Annotated in this window: 23 protein-coding genes; 1 reads left to right on the forward strand and 22 read right to left on the reverse strand. The window is 56.6% G+C overall.

The window, feature by feature from the left end:
- The 22 genes from BR04_RS16120 to BR04_RS16225 all read right to left on the reverse strand — a co-directional run.
- A partial coding sequence (locus BR04_RS16120; protein WP_496357072.1) for an IS1634 family transposase N-terminal domain-related protein occupies positions 1-169 on the reverse strand: 169 nt, incomplete at its 3' end.
- A 250-nt stretch (positions 170-419) separates the two neighbouring features.
- Positions 420-2,810, reverse strand: coding sequence for a choline trimethylamine-lyase (gene cutC / locus BR04_RS16125; RefSeq protein WP_496357050.1), 2,391 nt, complete (start codon positions 2,808-2,810; stop codon positions 420-422).
- A gap of 37 nt (positions 2,811-2,847) precedes the next feature.
- The gene (locus tag BR04_RS16130) at positions 2,848-3,282 is read right to left on the reverse strand and encodes a EutP/PduV family microcompartment system protein (RefSeq protein WP_496357051.1); all 435 of its coding nucleotides are present in this window, start codon (positions 3,280-3,282) and stop codon (positions 2,848-2,850) included.
- Between the two features lie 19 nt (positions 3,283-3,301).
- Positions 3,302-3,658 (reverse strand): BMC domain-containing protein, encoded by a 357-nt coding sequence (locus BR04_RS16135; RefSeq protein ID WP_496357052.1) that lies wholly within the window; start codon positions 3,656-3,658, stop codon positions 3,302-3,304.
- 188 nt (positions 3,659-3,846) lie between these two features.
- Positions 3,847-4,398, reverse strand: a complete 552-nt coding sequence (locus BR04_RS16140; protein ID WP_496357053.1) for a BMC domain-containing protein — start codon at positions 4,396-4,398, stop codon at positions 3,847-3,849.
- Between the two features lie 21 nt (positions 4,399-4,419).
- The gene (locus tag BR04_RS16145) at positions 4,420-5,775 is read right to left on the reverse strand and encodes a 4Fe-4S dicluster domain-containing protein (RefSeq protein WP_496357054.1); all 1,356 of its coding nucleotides are present in this window, start codon (positions 5,773-5,775) and stop codon (positions 4,420-4,422) included.
- A gap of 70 nt (positions 5,776-5,845) precedes the next feature.
- Entirely contained in the window at positions 5,846-6,955 is a 1,110-nt protein-coding gene (locus tag BR04_RS16150; RefSeq protein ID WP_496357055.1) for a 1-propanol dehydrogenase PduQ, read from the reverse strand.
- Positions 6,956-7,014: 59 nt separating this feature from the next.
- A complete protein-coding gene (gene eutM / locus BR04_RS16155) occupies positions 7,015-7,293 on the reverse strand; it encodes an ethanolamine utilization microcompartment protein EutM (RefSeq protein ID WP_496357056.1) in 279 nt (92 codons plus the stop codon).
- A gap of 420 nt (positions 7,294-7,713) precedes the next feature.
- Entirely contained in the window at positions 7,714-8,145 is a 432-nt protein-coding gene (locus tag BR04_RS16160) for a hypothetical protein (protein ID WP_496357057.1), read from the reverse strand.
- Positions 8,146-8,149: 4 nt separating this feature from the next.
- The gene (locus tag BR04_RS16165) at positions 8,150-8,698 is read right to left on the reverse strand and encodes a BMC domain-containing protein (RefSeq protein WP_496357058.1); all 549 of its coding nucleotides are present in this window, start codon (positions 8,696-8,698) and stop codon (positions 8,150-8,152) included.
- Between the two features lies 1 nt (position 8,699).
- Positions 8,700-8,975 carry a EutN/CcmL family microcompartment protein gene (locus BR04_RS16170; protein ID WP_496357059.1) on the reverse strand — a complete coding sequence of 92 codons (276 nt, stop codon included), beginning with the start codon at positions 8,973-8,975 and terminating at the stop codon, positions 8,700-8,702.
- Between the two features lie 111 nt (positions 8,976-9,086).
- Complete coding sequence (locus tag BR04_RS16175; protein WP_496357060.1) at positions 9,087-9,725, reverse strand: hypothetical protein; 639 nt, start codon at positions 9,723-9,725, stop codon at positions 9,087-9,089.
- Entirely contained in the window at positions 9,716-10,555 is an 840-nt protein-coding gene (eutJ, locus tag BR04_RS16180; protein ID WP_496357061.1) for an ethanolamine utilization protein EutJ, read from the reverse strand. The genes BR04_RS16175 and eutJ overlap by 10 nt, the downstream gene beginning before the upstream one ends.
- Positions 10,556-10,575: 20 nt before the next feature.
- The gene (locus BR04_RS16185) at positions 10,576-11,310 is read right to left on the reverse strand and encodes a phosphate propanoyltransferase (RefSeq protein ID WP_496357062.1); all 735 of its coding nucleotides are present in this window, start codon (positions 11,308-11,310) and stop codon (positions 10,576-10,578) included.
- Between the two features lie 12 nt (positions 11,311-11,322).
- On the reverse strand, positions 11,323-12,072 hold the full coding sequence (locus BR04_RS16190; protein WP_496357063.1) for a cobalamin adenosyltransferase family protein: 750 nt from the start codon (positions 12,070-12,072) through the stop codon (positions 11,323-11,325).
- A gap of 6 nt (positions 12,073-12,078) precedes the next feature.
- A complete protein-coding gene (locus BR04_RS16195) occupies positions 12,079-12,363 on the reverse strand; it encodes a BMC domain-containing protein (protein WP_496357064.1) in 285 nt (94 codons plus the stop codon).
- Between the two features lie 51 nt (positions 12,364-12,414).
- A complete protein-coding gene (locus BR04_RS16200) occupies positions 12,415-13,863 on the reverse strand; it encodes an acetaldehyde dehydrogenase (acetylating) (protein ID WP_496357065.1) in 1,449 nt (482 codons plus the stop codon).
- A gap of 4 nt (positions 13,864-13,867) precedes the next feature.
- On the reverse strand, positions 13,868-14,506 hold the full coding sequence (locus BR04_RS16205; protein WP_496357066.1) for a BMC domain-containing protein: 639 nt from the start codon (positions 14,504-14,506) through the stop codon (positions 13,868-13,870).
- Positions 14,507-14,673: 167 nt separating this feature from the next.
- A complete protein-coding gene (gene cutD / locus BR04_RS16210; RefSeq protein WP_496357067.1) occupies positions 14,674-15,603 on the reverse strand; it encodes a choline TMA-lyase-activating enzyme in 930 nt (309 codons plus the stop codon).
- A gap of 71 nt (positions 15,604-15,674) precedes the next feature.
- A complete protein-coding gene (gene cutC / locus BR04_RS16215; RefSeq protein WP_496357068.1) occupies positions 15,675-18,215 on the reverse strand; it encodes a choline trimethylamine-lyase in 2,541 nt (846 codons plus the stop codon).
- Positions 18,216-18,258: 43 nt separating this feature from the next.
- The gene (locus BR04_RS16220) at positions 18,259-19,755 is read right to left on the reverse strand and encodes an aldehyde dehydrogenase family protein (RefSeq protein ID WP_496357069.1); all 1,497 of its coding nucleotides are present in this window, start codon (positions 19,753-19,755) and stop codon (positions 18,259-18,261) included.
- Positions 19,756-19,836: 81 nt separating this feature from the next.
- The gene (locus BR04_RS16225) at positions 19,837-20,439 is read right to left on the reverse strand and encodes a BMC-T shell protein (protein ID WP_496357070.1); all 603 of its coding nucleotides are present in this window, start codon (positions 20,437-20,439) and stop codon (positions 19,837-19,839) included.
- Between the two features lie 625 nt (positions 20,440-21,064).
- On the opposite strand from BR04_RS16225, the gene BR04_RS16230 reads away from it, so the two are divergent.
- Positions 21,065-21,498: hypothetical protein (locus BR04_RS16230; protein WP_496357071.1), on the forward strand; the 434-nt coding region annotated here is incomplete at its 3' end.

Here is a 21,498-nt window from a genome sequence, read left to right on the forward strand (position 1 = left end):
AAAATCTGGAAAGGGATCGAATCAGAGGTTCAAGCTGATCCTTCTCTTTGATTTCATCCATACGGCCTATGGTAGCAATGACACGCTGTCGAGTTTTACCTTCAATCTTTTTATTTTCGACAATTTGAAGATACTCATACCGACCTGATTTTTTGATTCTGGCAAACATGGCACCCCCTCCAGTAAGGGCACCTTATTTTTATACTATAGTTTCTTTAAAAACAATATTAAATTCCAATTCTGTGGCACCACCTTTTGGGGTTTTTACAAGATGCGACATAGTAATTACAGGCATTTTGAACAAAAAAGGCTTCCCAACTGTAGAAGATGAGTCAGGGGCTTACATGAGGACGGTCTCACACCGTTCTCGTAGTGCAGCACTTCGTCAAAACAGTGGAGAACGATCCGTAAAGCCGAGTCTATGCATCCAGAACAGTCCTGCTTATGATTTCATCCTGAACCTCTCTGCAAAGCTCCACAAAATTGGCACAGTACCCCGCCACCCTCACAATCAGATCCCTGTACTCTTCGGGATTTTCCTGGGCTTTTCTCAGGGTTTCATTGTCATGATAATTAAACTGCATCTGGCCATTTCCAAGAACGGATGCGGTTTTCAAAAGGCTGATCAGGCCCCGTCTGCCCTCAGGGGTATCCAGCGTTCCGTTCATGAGCTTAAAATTATGTGCCATGCCAAGGCTCATGGACTCCACATTCAGCCGGGACACGGACTTGATGATGGCCGTCGGTCCCTTTTTATCCGCACCCTGGGAAGGGCTCATACCGTCGGATAAAGGGGCTCCTGCCATGCGACCATTCGGTGTGGCGGCGATCATCTCCCCCAGAGGCGTGTTAAAAGACTGGGACAGGGTACCGTGGATCATTCTCGCATAGAGGCTTTTCTTCCCGTTAAGCTTTTTTTCCGTATAATCAATGATGTCCGCTGCAATCTCGTCAGCATATCCATCATCATTTCCGTATTTCGGTGCATTAAGGCAGTCTTTTCTGATCTGCCCATAGCCCTGCCAGTCGGCATCCATGGCTTCTTTTATTTCCTGCAGGGTGTACTTTTTGTCATCAAAAACAAGCTTCCGGATGGCCGCCATGCTGTCCGCAAAGGTGCCAAGCCCCGCAAAAATGGTACCGGGACCATCGTATAAAACAGCACCTCCTGCCGTAAGATCCCTGCCCTTTTCCATGCATCCATCCATAAAAAGAGACATGTAGGGTGTGGGCGTCATATCCCGCACAAGCTCCTGATTGATGACCGTCCCCCTCGCCGTAAGATCAATGATATGATCGATCTGGGCTTTGACGGCACCTTCGAATCTCTCATAGGAATCCAAATCATCCAGACTGCCCGTATCCAGCCCCTGCTGACTGCCGTATGATTTTAAAATTCCTCTGTTGAAAACAAATTCAATGGCAATGGGCCACTGGGTGAAGCCCCCCGCTGTCCACTGGTGAATCCTGCCCGATTTCTGGGGTTCCACACACCCCATGAGGCTGTAATCCCTGGCATCATCAAAATCAAAGCCCTTGCGGAGCATCATCCGGATATGTGCATCATCAAAATGACAGGCTGGCATCCCCCCACCCGCTTTAATGACATCAACGATCTTTTCAAGGTATGCCCCCGGAGACTGGTTGTGAATCCTGCATGCAAGGGAAGGCTGATACACCCCCACCTTTGCAACGGCATCCATCACAAGATAGGTCAGGGCATTGGTGCCGTCACCGCCCTTTCTTTGCAGACCACCGACGCAGAGGTTGATGAAGGGCATATACCCTGCAAAATATTTGGCCGTACCGCCCGGCGTGTACCAGACCACTTCGGAACATTTCAAGATAAAGCAGGCCATGAGCTCAAAGGCTGCGGCCTCATCCATGATGCCTGTGCGCATGTCCCTTTCAAAACAGGGATAGACATACTGATCAAAACGCCCAAGGGATGTGCTGCACTGATTTTCTTCCAGCATGAAAAGGGACTGAATGGTCCATATGGCCTGAAGCGCTTCGTGGAAGGTCTCAGGAGGATGGGCGGGAACACGGGCATTGACCGCTGCTATTTTCTCAAGCTCAGCCCTTCTTCTCCCGTCCTTTTCCCTGCCTGCAAGGGCACGGGCATGATCTGCCATTCTCTTTGCATAGGCAAGAATGCCTTCACAGGTTTCAAGGGCTGCCTGATAAAAGAAAATCCTTTCCCTGTCTTCCTCTTTTTCAGAAGAAAGCCCTTCAAGGTGGGCAAGGGCCTCGGCTCTGATGCCCAGGATGCCTTTTTTAAAAAGAAGAATGTCAAAACCGGGGCTGGTGTCCCCGCCGCCGCTTGTATGATGATAGGTCAGATCACTGACGCAGGCCTTAGCTGAAAACTCCCAGAGGCCTTCTTCCCGGAAACGCTTCTCGCAGGCCTCATCCAAAGATTTCCCCTCCCAGAAAGGAAAAAGCACCTCCCGCATAATCTTTTTATCTTCTTCATGGATGACATAGGGGTCCTGGGGTCTTGTTCCGATGGTATCCAGCTCATCCCGTACCCATTTCCAGGCGATATCCGGAGAAAAGGCCCCGGCTCTGGGTTTACCGCTGGGATGGCCGACAATGAGTTCATGTTCCTGAATCAAAATCGGAGCCGTCTCGCAGGCCCTTCGGAAGCCCTTTGCACGAAGGAGATTTCTGGGAAGATCCGGAAATTCTCTGTACACTTCCGTATAGGCCAGTGCCCTGTGCAGGGTGATGCAGGGCTTTGCGCCAAGGTAGTTTTTTTTAAGGATCTGAATCCGCTCCGGAAGTTCTGCGCTCTTTTCTTTCTCCATTATTCTTCTCCCCACAAAAGCTTAAAAAAATGAACTTTTAAAAAATCAAAGATTTAAGTGCATCAAGCCCCTCCCCCGTTTCCGTATTCCAGCACACAATTTCTTTGGCTCCGGCATTCTGAAGAAAGCGTTTCGCCCTTTCCACCTGTTTTTCAGGGGCTTCGGCCCTTGAGATCACGCCCAGCACCCTGCGGGTGAAGAGGGTGGCAAACTGGGGCGGAAAGAGGCTGCTGATGCGGGTGGCATCCTGAATCATAAGAACCATGTCGCAGTCTGCGGAGGTGGTGATGATGGCGGGATAGAAGCGCCGGTTTTCCAAAAACTCGCCCGGCGTGTTGATGAAGGGGCCGCAGAATTCAAGGGCCATGGGCCTGCGGGTGGCGGGACGCAGGCCCGAGAGGGCTTCGATGAGGGCGGTCTTGCCCACGCCGTTTTCACCGATGAGAAGCACTCTTTTCAGGGCCTTCTGCATGGCTTTCCCCCCTTTTTTTTTATGAACGTGTCATGTCAACGGACGCGTAGTGCAGCACTTCGTCAAAATACCGGAGAACAGCCCGTAAAGCTGCCTCCACACTGGCCACATCCCCCACGATCACAAGGGAGCCGCCAAAGCGGTCGAGAAAACCGATGTCCACGGAAGCGGCCTTGGTGGCAATGTCCGCTGCGATGATAACGCCCTCGCTGGGGGTGATGGTGAGAATGCCGATGGCATCCCCGGCTTCATCGTCAAGACCGAGCTTCAGGTAGATGCTCTTCTGGGGGCTTGCGATCACATGGGCCAGCGTCACCTGTTTTCCCGGAACATATTCCTGAATGACCCGCTGTTTGGGTTCACTGACCATCACCATTTTTTTCCTCCTGCCCGTATTGTCAGCCCTCACCCCGGCCCTCTCCCGGAGGGAGAGGGAGAACTGAAGGGCAGCCTCTCGCCCTTTTTCCCTCTCCCGGAGAGCGGAAGAGCTGAAAAATCATCACGCGCCTGTTCTTCCCCAGGAAAAAGGGAGGGCTGAAGCCCAGCCCCTTAGCCTTCGTTCCCTTACAGCAGATGGGCCTTCAGTTCCGTACTGGGGGAAGGAATGACCACATGGCTGTAAACGGGGCCGGAATCGCCCACACCGGCCACCCCTGCCGCAACCGAAGACTTCACGGAGCCCACGTCTCCGGTCATGGTTACGAAGGATTTCCCCGCAAGTCCTGCTGCAAAACGTATTTCCAGAAGATCCACCTGCCCTGCCTTGGCTGCGGCATCGGCGGCCAGAATGCAGGAGGCCGTGGTAAAGGTTTCGATGACGCCCAGAGCGTCGATGGAAGCCCGCAGCCCGGTTCCGTTGAGGGCCGGAATCACGCCGCTGTGGACATTGGGAAGGACAAACCAGTCGATGATCATCTCTCCGCCAATCTCCCGGCCCGTTTCCACGGAACTTTTCACGGCCCCGGTGTCCCCCGCCACCATAATCAGGTAACGGCCCGGACAGGTGGGACGGGCCAGAACAAGCTTCACCTCAGCGGCCTTCACCATCTCATCGGCGGTATGCATCCCCATGGCGATACTGTTCAGTTCCACACAACCTATGGTTCTCAAGTTCATTGTCTTCATCCTTTTTTTAGATTAGGCCCGGATGGTGACCATGCCGTCGGTGATGGCCGTGACCACGCCGTCGATGCTGGCGTGCACCCTGGCCCCCAGGGCCTTTTCCGGAATTTCGCCGATGAGATCCCCCCGCTTCACCCGGTCGCCTGCGGACACAAGACACTGCGCTGGCGCGCCGATATGCTGACGCAGGGGAAGTTTCACAAGGGAAGGAAGAAACCCCTCCGCAAGGCCGGGATGGGTATCGTACTGCGTCACATTGAGCCGCTGCATCAGACGTTTGGTGGGCACGTACCGGCTTTCCCGGAAGGGATGGGCCACGGGTTCCCTTCCCGAAGCCTGCCAGCGGATACCTTCCTTCATCAGGGCCTTTTTGATCTGGGCGTTCACTTCCCGCGGAGAAACCATCATGGGGCAGGCGAACTTCTCGCAGATGCCGCACTCGGAACAGAGCAGGGCCTCGCGGGCCACGGCAGTATCCAGCTCGCCGGAAGCCAGCACCCGCATGAGTTTATGGGGATGAAGGGAATGGCCCAGAAGATTGCGCGGACAGAGATCCGTACACTGGGAACACTGGCAGCAGATGCTGGTGGTGATTTTCCGCACCCGCTCAGGATCCATGACCTTTCTCGCCACCACCGTGTGATCCGGGGGCAGGACAATGAGTCCGCTGGTGGTCTTGGTGACGGGCTGATCCATGTCCGGCAGCACCCGGCCCATCATGGGGCCGCCATCCACCACCCTGAAATCGGAAATGACAGGGCCTCCCGCAAAGGCGATGACATCCGAAACAAGGCTTCCCACGGGTACCTTCACCACCATGGGACGCTTCACCTCACCGGTCACGGTCACATAGCGATCCACAAGGGGCCTGTCTTCCATGGCCAGGGCCACATTGTAGAGGGATTCCACATTGCTGACCACCACCCCCACCTGAAGGGGGATGCCGCCCTCAGGCACGGTTCTGCCCAGAACCTCCCGCACGAGAATCTGCTCATCCCCTGCGGGGTAGAAATCCTTCAGCTCAAAGGCGGCAAGTCTGCCCGTTGTATCCCGGCCCACGGCGGCCTTCACCGAAGCCATGGCCTTTGCATGTTTGCCCTTAAGGCAGATGATCCCCTTTTTCGCACCCGTGCTGTCGAGAACCGCTTCCAGCCCCCGAACCATGGTATCGATTTCCTCTTCCATGAGGAAGGGGTCCGTCATGAGCAGAGGCTCGCAGGAAGCGCCGTTCACCAGCACCGTGTCCACATCCGCATTCACCTTGACGTGGGTGGGAAACCCGGCACCGCCAGCACCCACCACGCCCGCATTTTTTATTTTTTCAACAATCTGTTCTCGCATCAGCGTTTCTCCCATGGCCTGTTCTCCCATGTCATTTCCCTCTGTCCTCCGTCAAGGCTCCGGACGCTCCAGCCGGATCGCTCTCCCCTGCCCCTTTTTTCTACCAGGCCCGCTCCAGAAGCGCCCGGATATCCCCGTGGGAGGGCAGCCTGGGATTGCCCTTTGTACAGGCATCTTCCAGGGCATGGCTGGCCATGGTGTCCAGATGCTCCCGGAAAAGGGCCTCCTCAATACCGAGATCCCGGATTCTGTTGGGAATGCCCATGGCCTCGTTCATGCCCCGGATGGCCGCAATAAGAGCCGCCGTCCCTTCCTCCACCGTATGGGCCGCAAGGCCCAGCATGTCCGCAATCTCCCGGTACCGGACCCCCACATCAAAACTGTTGAAGCGGATCACACAGGGGAGAAGCACCGCATTGGCCTTGCCATGGGGAATATGGAAAAGCCCTCCCAGACTGTGGGCCATGCTGTGGGTGATCCCAAGACCGCTGTTGTTGAAGGCCATCCCTGCCATACAGGAGGCCAGAAGCATCATTTCCCGGGCTTCCATGTCATCCCCGCACTGATAGGCCCGGAAAAGATATTTAAAAACATAGCGGATGGCATATTCCGAATAGATGGTGGTAAAGGCGCTGGCCTGACGGGAGGTGTAGGCCTCAATGGCATGGGTCAGGACATCCATGCCCGTCACGGCGGTGACCGAAGGCGGCACCGTCCGGGTGAAACGGGCATCCAGAATGGCCATGTCCGGAATGAGCAGTTCATCGTTCAAAGGCACCTTCACCCCGTTCACCTGATCCGTCACCACGGAGATGGCCGTCACCTCGGAACCTGTGCCGCTGGTGGTGGGAATGGCCAGCAGCATGGGCTTTTTCCTTTCCTCACAGGCCTTGTGGGCAAAAAAGAGCATGGCCTTGGCTGCGTCAATGGCCGATCCGCCGCCAAGGGCGATCACAAGGTCTGCTCCGCTGCGCATGAGGAGAAGGGTTCCACGGGTCACGGTTTCCAGAGAAGGGTCCGGCTCCACCCCGTCAAATACCTCATGGGAAATCCCCGCCCGGTCGAGGTGACTCTGGATTCTTTCCGCAAACCCCACCTTGACCATGAATGGATCGGTGACAATGAAAGCCCGTGTGGCCGTCAGGTGTTCGAGGGTTTCAATGGCATCCGACCCGTAACAGATTTTGGTTCTTCCGTTAAACTGTGTCACCCCCGAACCCTCCCGGTAAACAATAAAGAATTGAGATCCGTCTGCAAAAAAGCCCTTTCCTATTTGGAAAAGCCTTTGGGCAGAATTCTTTCCACCTCGCTGTGGGGACGGGGAATCACATGCACGCTGACAAGCTCTCCCACGCGCTCCGCTGCGGCGGCTCCTGCGTCCGTTGCGGCCTTGACAGCGCCCACGTCCCCGCGCACCATCACGGTCACAAGACCGCTGCCCACCTGCTCACGGCCAATCAGCTCCACATTGGCGGCTTTCACCATGGCATCCGCCGCTTCAACCGCACCCACAAGCCCCTTGGTTTCGATCATTCCCAGTGCTTTCATCGCTCAATCCTCCCTTTGTTTTTGATGAATAAACAGGCCCGGGTCTTCAGGCCTTAAATGTTTCTGAGTACAACTCTGGCTCAGCCATGCAGTCGCAGATTTTCCCCATGCAGCATTGAACCCATCGTTCCCACGCTCCAGCGTGGGAATGCATCTGAAGACGCTCCAGCGTCTTGAGTACCGGAACACTGCCATGACCCAAAAGCCTGTAGGGCGTCCAGAAACCGGATACGCTCCATGTTTTGGTCTGGATCGTCCCGGCGCTTCGTCAATATCCAGTTTCCAGAGAAGGAATTCCCGAGGATACTGGCCCTGGGCGCAGGAGCGCCCGGTAGTGCGTTCCCACGCTGGAGCATGGGAACGATAGCTGAAGGGTATTGACATCCGTCTGATGAATAAACAGGCCCCGGTCTTCAGGCCTTAAATGTTTTCCCGGATGGTTTTCACCACCTGACTGCTGATGCCCATGAGCTGGGCAGGATCGGTGATGCCATACTGACTTTTCAGAATCCCGGCGATGGCAAGGATCAGGGTCTCGAAAGCCGTTGCCTCGCAGGTCTGGGCCGCCCGTGTACAGGCAGGACAGGTGCATCCCGGAGGACAGGCCCTTACAGGGGCTTCCGGTACCTGTGGTTCCGGTGCCTGAGCCGCCTTGATGCAGGCCGGGCAGGTACAGCCCGGAGGACAGACCGCAGGCTCGGGCCTTTTGCCATACACCACGGTAATCCCTAAGGTTTTCAGCTCGTCTCTGGCACCCGCCGTAAGGATGAGGCTGCCATCCATGTACAGCTTTCCATCCGCATGGCAGATGTGGTCTGCAAGATTTTTGACAGTGACCAGTATTTTTCCCATTTTTTTACCTCATTGCGCTGGTTAAGGCCTTCACCACCGAGGCATCGGGGTTGGGGATGACAACGGCCTCCACAAGGTTTTTTCCCAGAGCGGATTTTGCGGTTTCCGTGGCTTCTTCCACGGAGGCCACATCCCCGCTGATGACAAAATATGATTTCCCGTTGATCCCCTGCCCCGTGACAAGACGCAGAAGATGGATGGCGGATCGTTTTACGGCCTGATCCGCAGCGGCCACTCCGGAAGAGACGTTGCGGCTCTCGATCACGGCGATCGCCTGCCCCGCTTCCGCCGCACTTCCCCTTTTCAGTACGGCCACCACCTCGGGCGACACACTGGAGAGGATAAAACTTCCGGCAAGGCTCCGGCCCGAAGCTTCCGCAAGCTTCACGGAAGTTGCCACAGCATCGCGTTCGCCCGCCACATAAACCATGTACCGGCCGGAACAGATGGTGGTCGCCCGGATCAGCTCCACATCCGCCGCCTTCATCATGGCGTCCGCCAGTGCCACACCGGCGGCAATGCTCCTTGCTTCCACGATGCCCAGTGTATCCATCCTAGACCTCCGGCCGGATTTCCACTTCATCAATAATGCCCACAATGGCGGCATCCACAGGGGCTTCCTGATTGTGCAGGGCCTTTCGCGCAGAGCTGCCCGTCACCACCAGCACCCGCTCGCCAATCCCCGCCCCCAGACAGTCCACGGCCACAAAGCTCTCCTGAGGCCCGGAAAGCCCCGCATCCAGCCGCCGCACCACCATGAGCTTCAGCCCGTTGAGGCTGTCCTCTTTCCGCGTGGCCCATACATTGCCGATCACTCTGCCGATGATCATCGCTTCACCGTCCCCTCAGGCTGCTTCTTGACCATACCCGTTAATCCCTCACCCCGGCCCTCTCCCAGGGGGAGAGGGAGACCTAAGGAATTGCCATTGCAGGAAATCCCCCTAACGCTTCACAATCTTCACATTGAGATTCCTTGCGGACTCTTCAGCAAGGGGAGTGACCTTTGCCCCCATGGGAATCCACAAAAACGATGCACCCTCATTTTTCGCCTGAAGCACATCCTGTTCCGTGATCAGATTTTTTGTCATTTTGAGCGTATCCGGCTTTTTACGGCTCACTTCCTTCAGCCCGAAAGAGGCAAGCGTCTTTTCCAGACCCGCATAAAGAGCGTAAAGGGGGGCCGGTGCGGTGTCCGCGTAAGCCCTGTACTCAAATTCCAGCACCTCCACCCCCTGCCCCTGAAGAAGAAGGGGCAGCACCTCGCCCAGGCTCAGCCCATCCCTGCTGTTTTCGGCACTTCTGCCTGCGGCAAGATCCGCCATGGCCGTGCAGGAAAGAAAGGGAAGAATATAACGCTGGGGCTTCTGTGCCTGAAGCGCTTCCCCTGAAAAAACCAGATCCGCTTCCATCTCCAGAAGGCTCTGCACCTTTTCGGCAAGGCCCGCTTCCCGTTTTGCCAGAACCCGCACCTGGGGTTTTTCCGCCGTATCCTGACGGAGCTGCCGTAACACCTCTGCGGCAATGGCCTGCACCATCGCTGTCAGATCCTGCCCGTTTGTATCCGATGCCTTCAGCTCCATGGGGTCTCCTGCCTGCCACAGTTCATGGCAATGCCCAGGGGGGTCACGAGAAAGGGATTGGCCGGTTTGTACACCGGTCTGCCCGTTTCCTTTTCAATCACCTTTTCCATGTCCTTCAAACAGCAGGTGCCGCCCACAAGGTAGATGGCCGCAACCTCCCGCCCCGCAATGTGGCTTTTCACGATGGAGGCCATCTTCTGAATCACGGGACGCACCACGGAGAGGATCTCGGTCTCCCGCCCTTTTTCCTTTTTCATCACCTCGGCCTCCTCAAAGGAGATGCGGTGATTGCCCGCCAGCACCAGGGTCAGGTGGGTGCCGCCCGTGGCCTCGTCCGCCACATACACCACCTTGCCCTCCTCCAGAATGGAAAGGCCCGTGGTGCCGCCGCCGATGTCCACGATCACCCCGCTGGAAATCCCCAGCACCGCATTGGCCGCCGTGGGTTCATCCAGAATGGTGGTCACTTCCAGCCCTGCCCCTTCCACCACATACTGGTGGGTCTTGCTGTCCTTTTCCCCCGTACCCGGAGGCACGGCAATGGCGGCCCGTTCCAGGGTGCGGCCCAGCCTTTCCTCCAGCCGGGCAACGAGTTTTCGTACAATGCGGGTGGCTCCGATATAATCCACCACAAGGCCGTCCTTGATGACCTGGGCGAACTCCATGGCACAGGCAACGGGCTCTTTTCTGCTGTTCAGCACCACCACAACAATATAGGCCGTGCCCAGATCCACGCCCACGAGCAGAGGCTCATTCGCAGACACGGGAACCGTTGTCTCTATGCAGCGTTCAAGGGCGCTGATTTTCTGGTCTATGGCCGTAAAATCCATGGGCACGCTCTCCCTTGCTTCTATGCTTTTTGAATGGATACGATTTTTGCAGTAACGTTTTTATTCCAGCCGCAACCGTTGCCCTCGTCCAGATCAATGTGCATGGCAAGGCTGAAGTTCTCATTCACCCGCACCAGCACATCCTCAAATATAACAGGTCTTTCACTGTTGAGCCGCACACTGACCCGATCCTTGTCGGAAAGGCCGAAACGCGCCGCATCTGCGGGTGTCATGTGGATGTGACGACCGGCCACAATCAGCCCTTCTTCAAGCCCCACAACCCCACTCTGGGAGGCCAGGATGATGCCGGGAGTTCCCGCCACATCGCCGGACTGACGCACCGCTGCCTCCACCCCGAGGCTGCGGGCATCGGTCATGGAGACCTCCACCTGGGAGCTGCCACGGGAAGGCCCGAGAACCGCCACATTGTCGATCACGCCCTTAGGGCCGATGAGCCGCACCCTTTCCTTGCAGAGGAACTGCCCCGGCTGGGAAAGCTCCCGCACCTTCGTCAAAGGGCCGCCGAAAAGCAAAAGGGCATCCTTTTCACTTAAGTGGGCATGGCGTGCGGAAAGCTCCACGGGAATCCCCTCTTCCGCATCCGGGGCTTGAGAAACCGCCTTGGCCTCAGGACTCCCCTGCCCGTCACACCCTGTCATCACCTTTGCGATAACCGCTTCCAGGATCTTCCGCACAGCGGCCTCATCCATGGCATCCTTATATATATGGGTCTCATTGGTGGAGTTCTGGTTCATCGCATACTTCCTTTATCGATATTTACCGGTTTTTTCCCTGAGCATCATGATGTACAGCGCACTGCTCATCCGGTTCAGGGCCTGAATGATCTCCGGTTTTTCAAGCTCAAAATCCGTTCTGAAAGCACTCACCGCCAGAACTTCCACTTCCCGGACAAAGGTTCTCAGTCCGTTGAGGGTGAGCAGCACCTCGCCCATATCAAAGCTCGGGAGGAGATGTTCCGTATCAAAATACTTCTTCGGATTGTGGGACTGTTCCCGAAGTTCCCCATCCCCAAGGCCCATGAGGCGGCGTTCGCACAAGACCTCATCCAGCACTTCCGCCCGCAGGATCAGCCTTGTCAGATCCAGCACCTCCCCCAGATCCTGAACCAGTTTCTTAAGGCCCTTCTCATGAAAACGCATCTGGGCCAGAAGAATCTGGGATTGCAGGCTGTCAAGTTTTCCCCGAAGGACAATCCTCGGGTGATCCTTGGGTACCAGACGGTTGCCCTGAAGCTGGGTCATGTGCTCCGGCTTGGTTTCAAACATCCCACCGCCTCCAGCCAGTACATATTTCGGGGCCGGGGCGCATGGGGAGGCCGTGACCGTTTCCGGAACATCTCCCCCTTCACTGGCCTCATCCCTGACGATTTTCACCCCTTTTTCGGAAAGGAGCTGGGCGGCGGAGGGGGTCAGGATCTGACCCGCCTCCACCCTGAAAGTCTCGGGGATCTCTTTTCTGAAACGTGTTCTCAGAAAGGATTCCGTAATGACTTTCATGGCGTATTACCCCTCGATTTTGGGAAGAATCATTTCCACTTCACTGTGGGGACGGGGGATCACATGAACGCTGACCAGCTCGCCCACGCGATCCGCTGCGGCGGCACCGGCATCCGTTGCGGCCTTGACCGCACCCACATCCCCGCGCACCATTACCGTTACAAGGCCTGCGCCCACCTGGGTACGGCCGATGAGGGTAACATTGGCTGCCTTTACCATGGCGTCCGCTGCTTCAATGGCGCCCACAAGACCCTTGGTTTCAATCATTCCGAGTGCGTTCTGAGAGGACATGTCTTTCTCCTTTATGGTGTTTTTTTATGGTACTTCAAAGTGTCTGGATAATCAGGCCATTTTTTTGAGCTGTTCAATAATCAGGGCCGTTACGGCCTGAATATCAATGTTCTGGGTACCGCAGGACGGCGGGGCGACAGGGGCCTCACAGCAGGCCATGTTCCCAAGATCGTAGGCCACCCGCCGGACGTTGAGCAGGTTCATGGGGGTTACGTTGTCGGAAGTGGCACTTCCCCCCACCGTGCCGCAGCCTAAGGTGAAGGAGGGAAAGAGGTTGGTGGTGATGCCCACAGCGCCCTGGGTGGAGGGGGTGTTCACCAGAAGGCGGGACACGGGTTTTTTCAGGCCGAATTCCCGGATCACATCCTCATTCCGGGAGTGGATAGCCAGGGAGTGGCCGATGCCGCCGTTTTTCAGCAGGGCATGGCAGACCTCGCAGGCTTCCTTCCAGTCCTCCACCACATAGAAGCCAAGCAAGGCGGTGAGCTTTTCCTTGGAGAAGGGATACCTCGGACCAATCCCCTTTTCGTCGGAAACCAGCAGCCGGGTGCCGGAAGGCACCTCGATGCCCGCCGCACGGGCGATGTAGGCCGCATCCCGTCCCACAATGGCCGGGCTCATGCTTCCGTCGGGCCGCTCCATGACCCTTTTCACCTTTTCAAGCTTTTCGCCTTCAAGGAAATACGCGCCGTGGGCGACCAGGGAGGCCCTCACCTTGTCCGCGATCACGGACTCGGTGACAATGGACTGCTCGGACGCACAGACCGTGCCGTTGTCAAAGGTCTTGCTGGCAAAAATCTTGGATACGGCGTCCTCGATGTCCGCACTTCTCTCGATAAAGGCGGGTACGTTTCCGGCACCCACGCCCAGAGCCGGGGTTCCGGAGCTGTAGGCGGCCTTGACCATGCCGGGGCCGCCGGTGGCCAGGATGAGATCCACGATCTTCATCAGCTCGGCGCTGCCCTCAATGGAGGGAACATGCATCACGCTGACCAGATCCTCGCACACCCCGCAGTTTTTCAAAACTCCCCGGATGATCTCCACGGTTTTCCCGATGCACTTTTTGGCGCTGGGATGGGGGGTGAACACAATGGCGTTCCCGGATTTCAGGGCGATCATGGACTTATAAATGGTGGTGGACGTAGGATTGGTGGAAGGAATGATCCCCGCAATCACGCCCATGGGTGTGGCAATCTCCACGATCTTTTTCACCTTGTCATCGCAGAGCACGCCAATGGTCTTCATGTCCTGAATGGCCGCCAGGAGCTTCTCGCTGGCCAGCAGGTTTTTGGCCTTCTTGTCCGCAACCCTGCCAAAGCCCGTTTCTTCAACGGCCAGAACCGCCAGGGGTTCCGCATGGGCTGCGGCGGCCTCGGCGATGGCCTTCACAATGGCATCCACCTTTTCCTGACCGAGAAGGGAAAACCCCTCCTGGGCCTTTCTTGCCGCACACACCAGAGCGCGGGCCTCCTGAATGGATAACAGATCTCTATCTACCATAGCGCTACTCCTCTTCCCGGCTGTAAGCATGGATAAATGCTTCGATCAGCTCTTTTTTACGAGCAAGCTCAATCTCTTCCCGAACCATGGGGTAACCCCTGAAGGTGCGGGCAAGCTGCCGCAGTTTGCTCACGTTCATCCTCTTCAACTGTGCTGTTTCATAACGGGGGTTCCCTGTTGGCCCACCCGCTTCGCTGAGTCCGGAAACACTCTCTTCCCCGGATTCAGGGGCAGAGGCCCTTTCCTCAGAATCCCCTTCTTCCCCGGTGGCAGCACCCTCTTCCGCAGCATTTCCCGGCTCCGGCTGAAGCGCAGTCCCCTGAGGAACAGCATCCACATCTCCATCCCCAAAAGAGCTTGAAACCGGAACCCGGACGGCAAGAATGCGTTCAAGCTCCGCATCGGGACGGGCAATGACATGGCTGGAGACAAGAATGCTGCCCGGAATGCGGTGGATGGCCGCAACGCCCGCATCCACGGAAGCCTTCACCGCCGCCACCCCGCCTGCAACAGAGATGGTCACAAGGCCGCCGCCCGCAAGGTTCTTCTCCAGAAGAACAACATCTGCCGCCTTCAGCATGGCATCCGCCCCCTCAATGGCGGCCAGCAGTCCTTTGGTTTCGATGAATCCCAGTGCGGTCATGCTTCACTCCTTCCCTTGTCCGGAAACGGTGGCTTTGGGGCCATTTACAGAATTGAAATTACCCGGAATCTGATCCCTCACCCCGGCCCTCTCCCAGGGGGAGAGGGTGACATAAGGTATTTCTGTTTCAGGAAATTCCCTAAGCTTCAGCCGCCCTTCCCCTCTGATCAGTGCCGGATGACGGAAACGGGGAACTGGTATTTCCGGATACCGTTTTCAATGCGGTCGAGATCCGCCTCGCTGAGGCTGGGATCGCCCTCAATGGGATAGTCCCTGCCAAGCTGGCTGTATTTGTTCACCCCCAGCTTGTGGTAGGGAAGCAGGTCAATCCCCTTGAAGTTCCTGTACTCCCTGTAAGGTGTCAGAAAACGGATGAGCTGATAGATCTCATACTCGCTGTCGTTCACGTTCTTTAAAAGCGGTACCCGGATCTGCACGTTGAAGCGGTTCTCCAGAAGCGTTTTCAGGTTCTTCAGGATGGTTTCATTGCGCACCCCGGTCAGGGCATAGTGGCGGTCGGAGTTCATGTGCTTCACATCAAAGAGAAAAAGATCCGTGAACTCCGCCACCTTCATCAGGGCCTCGGGCCTTGCGTAGCCGCAGGTTTCGATGGCCGTATGAATGCCCCGCTGCCTGCACACCATAAGAAGGTTGGCCGCCGCTTCCGGCTGCATCAGGACTTCTCCGCCTCCCAGGGTCACCCCGCCGCCGGACATCTCGTAAAAGGGCCTGTCCTCTTCAATAACTTCCATCAGCTCGGAGATGGTTCTGAACTCCCCCACCATGGAAAGGGCGTCAACGGGGCAGACCTCCTCACATTTGCGGCAGCCGATGCACTCAATGTCCCTTGCCACCTCATGGCGGTTTGCGGGAGACATGCGGTGAATGCCTGCGGGACAGACGGGAACACAGGCTCCGCAGTGTACACAGACATCCTTTTTCAGAAGGATCTGGTAAGACCGCCTCTGGCTCTCGGGGTTGGAGCACCATTTGCAGCGCAGGGGGCAGCCCTTGAAGAACACAATGGTTCTCACGCCCGGCCCGTCATACATGTTGTATTTCTGTATGTTGAAAATCAGCGCTTTTCTTTCCATCATGGCCCCGCCTGTGCTGTTCATGGTTCCCCGGTACGCCCCGGAAGTCCTTCTGCTCTCTTCTGTGGAGAAATTTAAAACGAATGCAGCATGGTTCTGCTGATGATCTCATCCTGCACATCCTTGCACAGCTCCACAAAGAAGGCGCTGTACCCCGCAACACGCACCACAAGACCCCGGTACTTTTCCGGATGCTTCTGGGCATCCCGCAGCACCTCGTTATCGAGATAGTTGAACTGCATCTCGCCGTTGCCCAGCATGCAGGCGGTACGGATCAGGGAAATAAGACCGTTTTCCCCTTCCGGCGTATCCAGAAGACCGCCCATGATTTTAAAGTTGTGCACCATGCCGATGTTCATGTTGTCGTTGGCCATCTTGGAAACGGACTTGATGATGGCCGTCGGCCCCTTGTAGTCCGCCCCCTGGGTGGGGCTGATGCCGTCGGAAAGGGGCTGCCAGGCCCTGCGTCCGTTGGCCGACGCTCCGAGAAGCTGACCAAAGGGGGTGTTGTTGGAAATGGACAGGGTACCGTGGCTGAGAACGGAATACAGGGTCTTGAATTTGCGATGTTCCGTTTCCGTGAAATGCACCAGATCCGCCACAATGAGATCGGCATAGTCATCGTCATTGCCGTACTTGGGGGCAGCAAGGCAGTCGGCCTTGATCTGATCGTATCCGGCAAAATCCGCCTTCAGGGCCTCGTTCAGCTGGGCCAGGGTGTATTTTTTGTCGTCATAGACCAGCTTTTTGATGGCCGCCATGGAGTCACCGTAGGTGGCAAGGCCGCTCCAGACCACACCGGGCCCGAAATTGTACATGGCTCCACCTGCGGCAACGTCCTTGCCGGACTCCATGCAGCCTTCGTACATGATGGACATGAGGGGCTTGGGCGCATAATCCCGATGCACCCGCTGGGAGATCACCGTGGCCACACTGGACCATTTGGTGATGTATCTGATCTGCTCCTTGACGGCGGCTTCGAACTTCTCATAGGTGTCAAAGGAGGAAAGATCGCCCATGTCCGGGCAGACCTGTTTGCCGTAGGAAAGGGGAATTCCCCGGTTCAGCACCAGCTCAATGCAGATGGGCCACTGGGTATAGGCCGTGGAGGTCCACTGGTAGAGGCGGCCGGACTTCTGGGGTTCCACGCAGCCCATGAGGCAGTAGTCCCTGGCATCCTCAATGGAAACACCCTTGGCCAGCATCATCTTGATGTGGGTATCGTCAAAGTGCACGGCAGGAAAGCCCATACCGGAACGGATGACATCCACAATCTTTTTCAGATACTTCTGGGGAGACTTGTTATGAACGCGGGTGGCCAGGGAGGGCTGATAAATCCGCACATGACGCACCGCATCCATGAGCAGGTAGGTAAGGTCGTTGGTGGCATCCCGTCCATCCCGGGTCACACCGCCCACGCACATGTTGACAAAGGGCTGGTAGCCCGCAAAAAATTTGGAAGCCCCCTCACTGGTAATCCACATCATCTCGGACATCTTGATGAGCATACAGCCCGCAAGGTCAAAGGCCTCGTATTCCGTCAGGCGGCCATAATCCATGTCCGCACGGAAGAAGGGATACATGTACTGATCCACGCGGCCGATGGACATGCCCGTCTGGTTTTCCTCCACCACCAGGAGGGACTCGATGGTCCAGACCGCCTGAATGGCCTCCCAGAAGGTGCTGGGCGCGTGGGCGGGAACCCGTGCGTTGACCTCGGAAATCTTTAAAAGCTCCGCCTTGCGCCTGGGGTTGGTCTCCTTTTCCGCCAGCTCCGCCGCATACCGGGACATTCTTTTGGCGTAGATCATCACCCCTTCGGTGGTGTCGATGACGGATTTATAGAAGTAAATCCTGTCAATATCCTCAGGGTTTTCGTAGTCCAGCTTTTCAAGGTGGGCTTTGGCCTCGTTCTGGATATCAAGCATCCCCTTTTTCATCAGGATGACATCGTAGCCGGGGTTGGAGTCGCCGCCGCCGTTCACCGCGTGGTAGGAGCAGTCCGATACAAAGGAGAGGGCGGAAAGCTCCCAGAGGCCCGCTTCCCGGTACTGACCCTCGCAGTACTCATCTACGGATTTCCCCTGCCAGAAGGGAAAAATCTCCTCCCGCATAATCTTCTTGTCTTCATCGGAAATATAGAAAGGATCCTGGGAACGGGTGCCGATGGTGTCGATCTCCGCCTCCACCCAGCGCCAGGCGATGTCCGGAGAAAAGGCACCGGCCCTGGGAGCACCGTTGGGAGCACCCACGATCAGCTCATGATCCTGGATGACCAGAGGGGCCGTCTCGCAGCAGTATTTGAAGCTCTTGCCGCGCAGCACGATCTTGGGCATGCCGGGATTTTCTTTTGCGATCTTGGTGATGGCCCGCGCCCTGTGGGTGGTGATGCTGGGAACATGGGTCAGAAACTTGTCCTTGAGCCTGACATGACGCTCCGTGGGGCCGTCTGGGATGCCCGTACCGTATACGCCAGCCGTTACACAGGCATCCGGTGCGCTCTTTGTGATCTCGGTGGAAAGCCCCTCAAAAAGCTTTTTCAGGGAGGCACGTTCCTCCGGACTCAGACCTTTTGTTGCTTCCGCAAGCTTGTTTGAAAATTCATGCAGATCCACAGCTCTTACCTCCCTTTTACGGATAATCTTCACCAGGCCATCTTTACGGGCGATCCAGCACCTGGATGGCCTCTTTCAAAATACGGTGCAGGGTATCGATGTTTTTGACGCTACGGTCTTCTCTTGTACGGGCCGTTTCCGGGAAGGCCCCTTCTCTTTTACAGAGCGCGTCCCTTGCCGCCTCCCCGGAGCGCATTCCGTATCCCACCTTCCGGATATAGATAAGGTTCATGGGGGAAACGTTGTCCGAAGTGATGCCCTCCCCCGCAGACCCGCTGCCAAGAGTCATGGCGGGAAAAAGATGGGTGGTCAGCCCCATGCCCCCAAAGGTGGCGGGGGTGTTGACCAGCATCCGGCCCACGGGTTTTTTCAGGGCGAACTGCCGGATCACCGCCTCATCCCTGGAATGGATCACCAGGGTGTGGCCGTTTCTTTCCGTAAGCAGCAGTTCAATGCATTTCTCGCAGGCGTGCAGCCAGTCGTCCTCCACATAGAAGGCCAGAACCGGACAGCACATTTCCCGGGTATAGGGATCGGTCTCGGACACATATCTGCGTTCGGAAACCAGCACCCGCACATCATGAGGCACAGCAAAGCCCGCCCTCTGGGCCAGGATTTTTGCGGAAAGCCCCACCATTCTGGGGTTGGGTCTTCCGTCCGGACAGAAAAAGAGGGCGGCAAAGCGGCCGGATTCCTCTTCGGACATGAAGTAGGCCCCGTTCTGTTGCAGGGTGCGTTTCACCTCCCCTGCAATGCAGGATTCCACCACAATGGACTGTTCCGCAGAGGACACGATGCCATGGTCAAAGGTCTTGCTCTGAAGAATATCCTTCACCGCCTGCCCAATATCCGCCGTGCGCTCAATGAAGGCCGGGCCGTTGCCCATGCCGCCGTAGATCACAGGTTTTCCCACGGCATAGGCGCCGTGAAGAAAGCGGGGAACACCCGTGTTCAGGATGAGGGAGGTGGCCCTGTGGCCCATGAGTTCCAAGGTACCGCTGCGGGTGACCGTATCGAGGTAGCTGAGAGCGCCTTCGGGCAGACCGCAGCTCTGGGCGGCTTCCACCATGATATCGAGAACACGGGCCATGGTCTGAAAAGCCCTGGGATGGGGGGAAAAGATGAGGGCGTTTCCGGACTTGATGGCAAGGAGGGTCTTGTAGATGGTGGTGGACACGGGGCTGGTCGCAGGACAGAGCGCCACAATGACCCCTACGGGAACCCCCACATCCATAAGGCCACGCTCCCTGTCCTCACCGATAATCCCCACGCAGCGCATCCCCCCAAGGCTTTGGCGGACATGGGTGCAGACAAAGCGGTTCTTGATACATTTGTCTTCCCAGCAGCCGTACTCCGTTTCCTCGTGGGACATACGGGCAAGGCTTTCCACATGGGGCATGAGGGCATCGGCCACAGCGTCCACGATGGCATCCAGCTTTTCCTGGGAAAAGGCGGCCAGCTTCTTCTGGGCCTCAAAGGCATTTTCCGCAAGAATCCGGGCTTTCTGAATGGAGAGCAGGTCATTGTCGATGATGGTCATGGATGGGTCTCCCCTGTGCGCTGGCATGTTCCGCTTTTCGAATGAAAAAGGGTGCTCCGGGTGGAAGGTTTCTCCCCTGGTTTAAGAAAGAAAATCCTCGATGGTGTAACGCTTCGTAATCTTCACCAGATCCGGATGGGGGGTGGGAATCACAACGGAGCTGTACACGCTGGCTCCCATGTTCTCCACAGCCTTGACCCCCGCCGCCACCGCAGACTGGCAGGCCGCCACATCGCCCTGCACCAGAACGGAAATGTAACCGGAGGCCACGTTCTCAAAGCCGATCACTTCCACATCCGCCGTCTTCTGCATGGCATCTGCGGCTTCCAGCACAAAAACAATGCCGAAGGTCTCAATGAGGCCGAGGGCTCTGGGCCGCTCACAGTCCTCATCCCCCACGGCATAAATGGAAACAATGTCCCCCACGCCCCGGATGGGACGCGGCATGACGTTTTTGGCGGTGAGCTTGCCGATCTCCGCAGCCGCCACAGCACCGGCATCCACCGAAGCCCGTACTGCCGCCACATCGCCCTTCACCATGATGGTGACCAGGGTGGAACCCACGTTTTCGTAGGCAATAAGCTGGACATTGGCCGCCTTCAGCATTCTGTCCGCTCCGTTGATGGCCGGAACCATCCCCACCGTTTCAATAAGCCCTAAGGCCTCTTCTCCGTAGTACCGCATCTCTGTGCCATCCTTTCCCCGCTGACCCGTTCGTGAAAAATGTCTTTGTTTGCTGTCTGAATCCTAACCCTTCCCCCAAAGGGGAAAGTCAATACTTTTTTTGAACAAAGTTCACTGTGGATTCGGGGAGTCCGGAAGGCAGGACGGAAAGGAAGAAAAGAATCCTTTCTGCCCCGCTTCCGGGTTCAGAGGAAAAAGAGGGAGGATTGACGACACTTTCAGGGGGAGGGTCTGGCGGGTTTTTCTGAAAATGGTGGCTGGTGCACAATGCTCCATGACACAAAAGAAAACCTTACCGCAGGGGAAAGCTTCCTTTCCTCCTTCCGGATGTCCCACCCGTTGTATCCCGCCAGACCAGAAGGCTTTCTGAAAAAAACAGGTTGTGGGGCTGAAAAAAAGCACCGTTTCTCCCATCTTCAAAGGGCCTGATTTTCATGGAAGACGTCTTTCCTTTCTCCATCTCTGCCTTGCTGTTATAGTCTCCATGAAATAAAAAAAGCCCCGGCAAGACTGGCTGCAAAAGAAATCCGCGGCATACCCAGAGGCTTCAATCCCAGACTTTCATCGACAGCAGCCCTGTTACTCCGGAAGTAAACGAAGCCTGATACAGGAAGGAAGCTTGCCCATGCCCAAATTTTTCAACGTCGCAGGCCCGGTGATTCCGGAAGACCACTACCACATTGATCCTCTGAACCGCATGGACTGGGAGGAAATCCAGGAATTCATCCGGAACAAGCGCTACTTCATCCTCCACGCCCCGAGGCAGACCGGCAAGACCTCAAGCCTCATCGCCATGATGCATACCCTCAACCGGGAAGGGCAGTTCACGGCCCTTTATGTAAACATCGAGGGAGCCCAGGCCGCACGGGGAGATGTGGAGGCGGGCATAAATGAGGTGATCGGCGCACTGGCTTCTGCCGCATCGGTCTATCTTGGAGATGAGCGCCCCGCTGCCATGCTGGAAGACGTCCGGAACCAGAGGGGGATGCGGGGTGCTCTGGCGGAACTCCTCACCCGCTGGTGTCAGGTACTGGAAAAACCCCTTATCCTCATGCTGGA

The organism is Desulfobotulus sapovorans DSM 2055 (assembly GCF_059569355.1).

Bases quoted from the DNA above. Each gene is read 5' to 3' on its own strand.
- BR04_RS16185 (WP_496357062.1), bottom strand. From the start codon at position 11,310: ATGAACCAGAACTCCACCAATGAGACCCATATATATAAGGATGCCATG.
- eutJ (WP_496357061.1), bottom strand. From the start codon at position 10,555: ATGGATTTTACGGCCATAGACCAGAAAATCAGCGCCCTTGAACGCTGC.
- BR04_RS16225 (WP_496357070.1), bottom strand. From the start codon at position 20,439: ATGCGGTACTACGGAGAAGAGGCCTTAGGGCTTATTGAAACGGTGGGG.
- cutD (WP_496357067.1), bottom strand. From the start codon at position 15,603: ATGATGGAAAGAAAAGCGCTGATTTTCAACATACAGAAATACAACATG.
- BR04_RS16165 (WP_496357058.1), bottom strand. From the start codon at position 8,698: ATGGATACACTGGGCATCGTGGAAGCAAGGAGCATTGCCGCCGGTGTG.
- BR04_RS16205 (WP_496357066.1), bottom strand. From the start codon at position 14,506: ATGACCGCACTGGGATTCATCGAAACCAAAGGACTGCTGGCCGCCATT.
- BR04_RS16130 (WP_496357051.1), bottom strand. From the start codon at position 3,282: ATGCAGAAGGCCCTGAAAAGAGTGCTTCTCATCGGTGAAAACGGCGTG.
- BR04_RS16195 (WP_496357064.1), bottom strand. From the start codon at position 12,363: ATGTCCTCTCAGAACGCACTCGGAATGATTGAAACCAAGGGTCTTGTG.
- BR04_RS16190 (WP_496357063.1), bottom strand. From the start codon at position 12,072: ATGAAAGTCATTACGGAATCCTTTCTGAGAACACGTTTCAGAAAAGAG.
- BR04_RS16170 (WP_496357059.1), bottom strand. From the start codon at position 8,975: ATGATCATCGGCAGAGTGATCGGCAATGTATGGGCCACGCGGAAAGAG.
- cutC (WP_496357050.1), bottom strand. From the start codon at position 2,810: ATGGAGAAAGAAAAGAGCGCAGAACTTCCGGAGCGGATTCAGATCCTT.
- BR04_RS16145 (WP_496357054.1), bottom strand. From the start codon at position 5,775: ATGGGAGAACAGGCCATGGGAGAAACGCTGATGCGAGAACAGATTGTT.
- BR04_RS16175 (WP_496357060.1), bottom strand. From the start codon at position 9,725: ATGGAGCTGAAGGCATCGGATACAAACGGGCAGGATCTGACAGCGATG.
- BR04_RS16160 (WP_496357057.1), bottom strand. From the start codon at position 8,145: ATGGGAAAAATACTGGTCACTGTCAAAAATCTTGCAGACCACATCTGC.
- BR04_RS16200 (WP_496357065.1), bottom strand. From the start codon at position 13,863: ATGGTAGATAGAGATCTGTTATCCATTCAGGAGGCCCGCGCTCTGGTG.
- BR04_RS16140 (WP_496357053.1), bottom strand. From the start codon at position 4,398: ATGAACTTGAGAACCATAGGTTGTGTGGAACTGAACAGTATCGCCATG.
- eutM (WP_496357056.1), bottom strand. From the start codon at position 7,293: ATGAAAGCACTGGGAATGATCGAAACCAAGGGGCTTGTGGGTGCGGTT.
- BR04_RS16220 (WP_496357069.1), bottom strand. From the start codon at position 19,755: ATGACCATCATCGACAATGACCTGCTCTCCATTCAGAAAGCCCGGATT.
- BR04_RS16135 (WP_496357052.1), bottom strand. From the start codon at position 3,658: ATGGTGATGGTCAGTGAACCCAAACAGCGGGTCATTCAGGAATATGTT.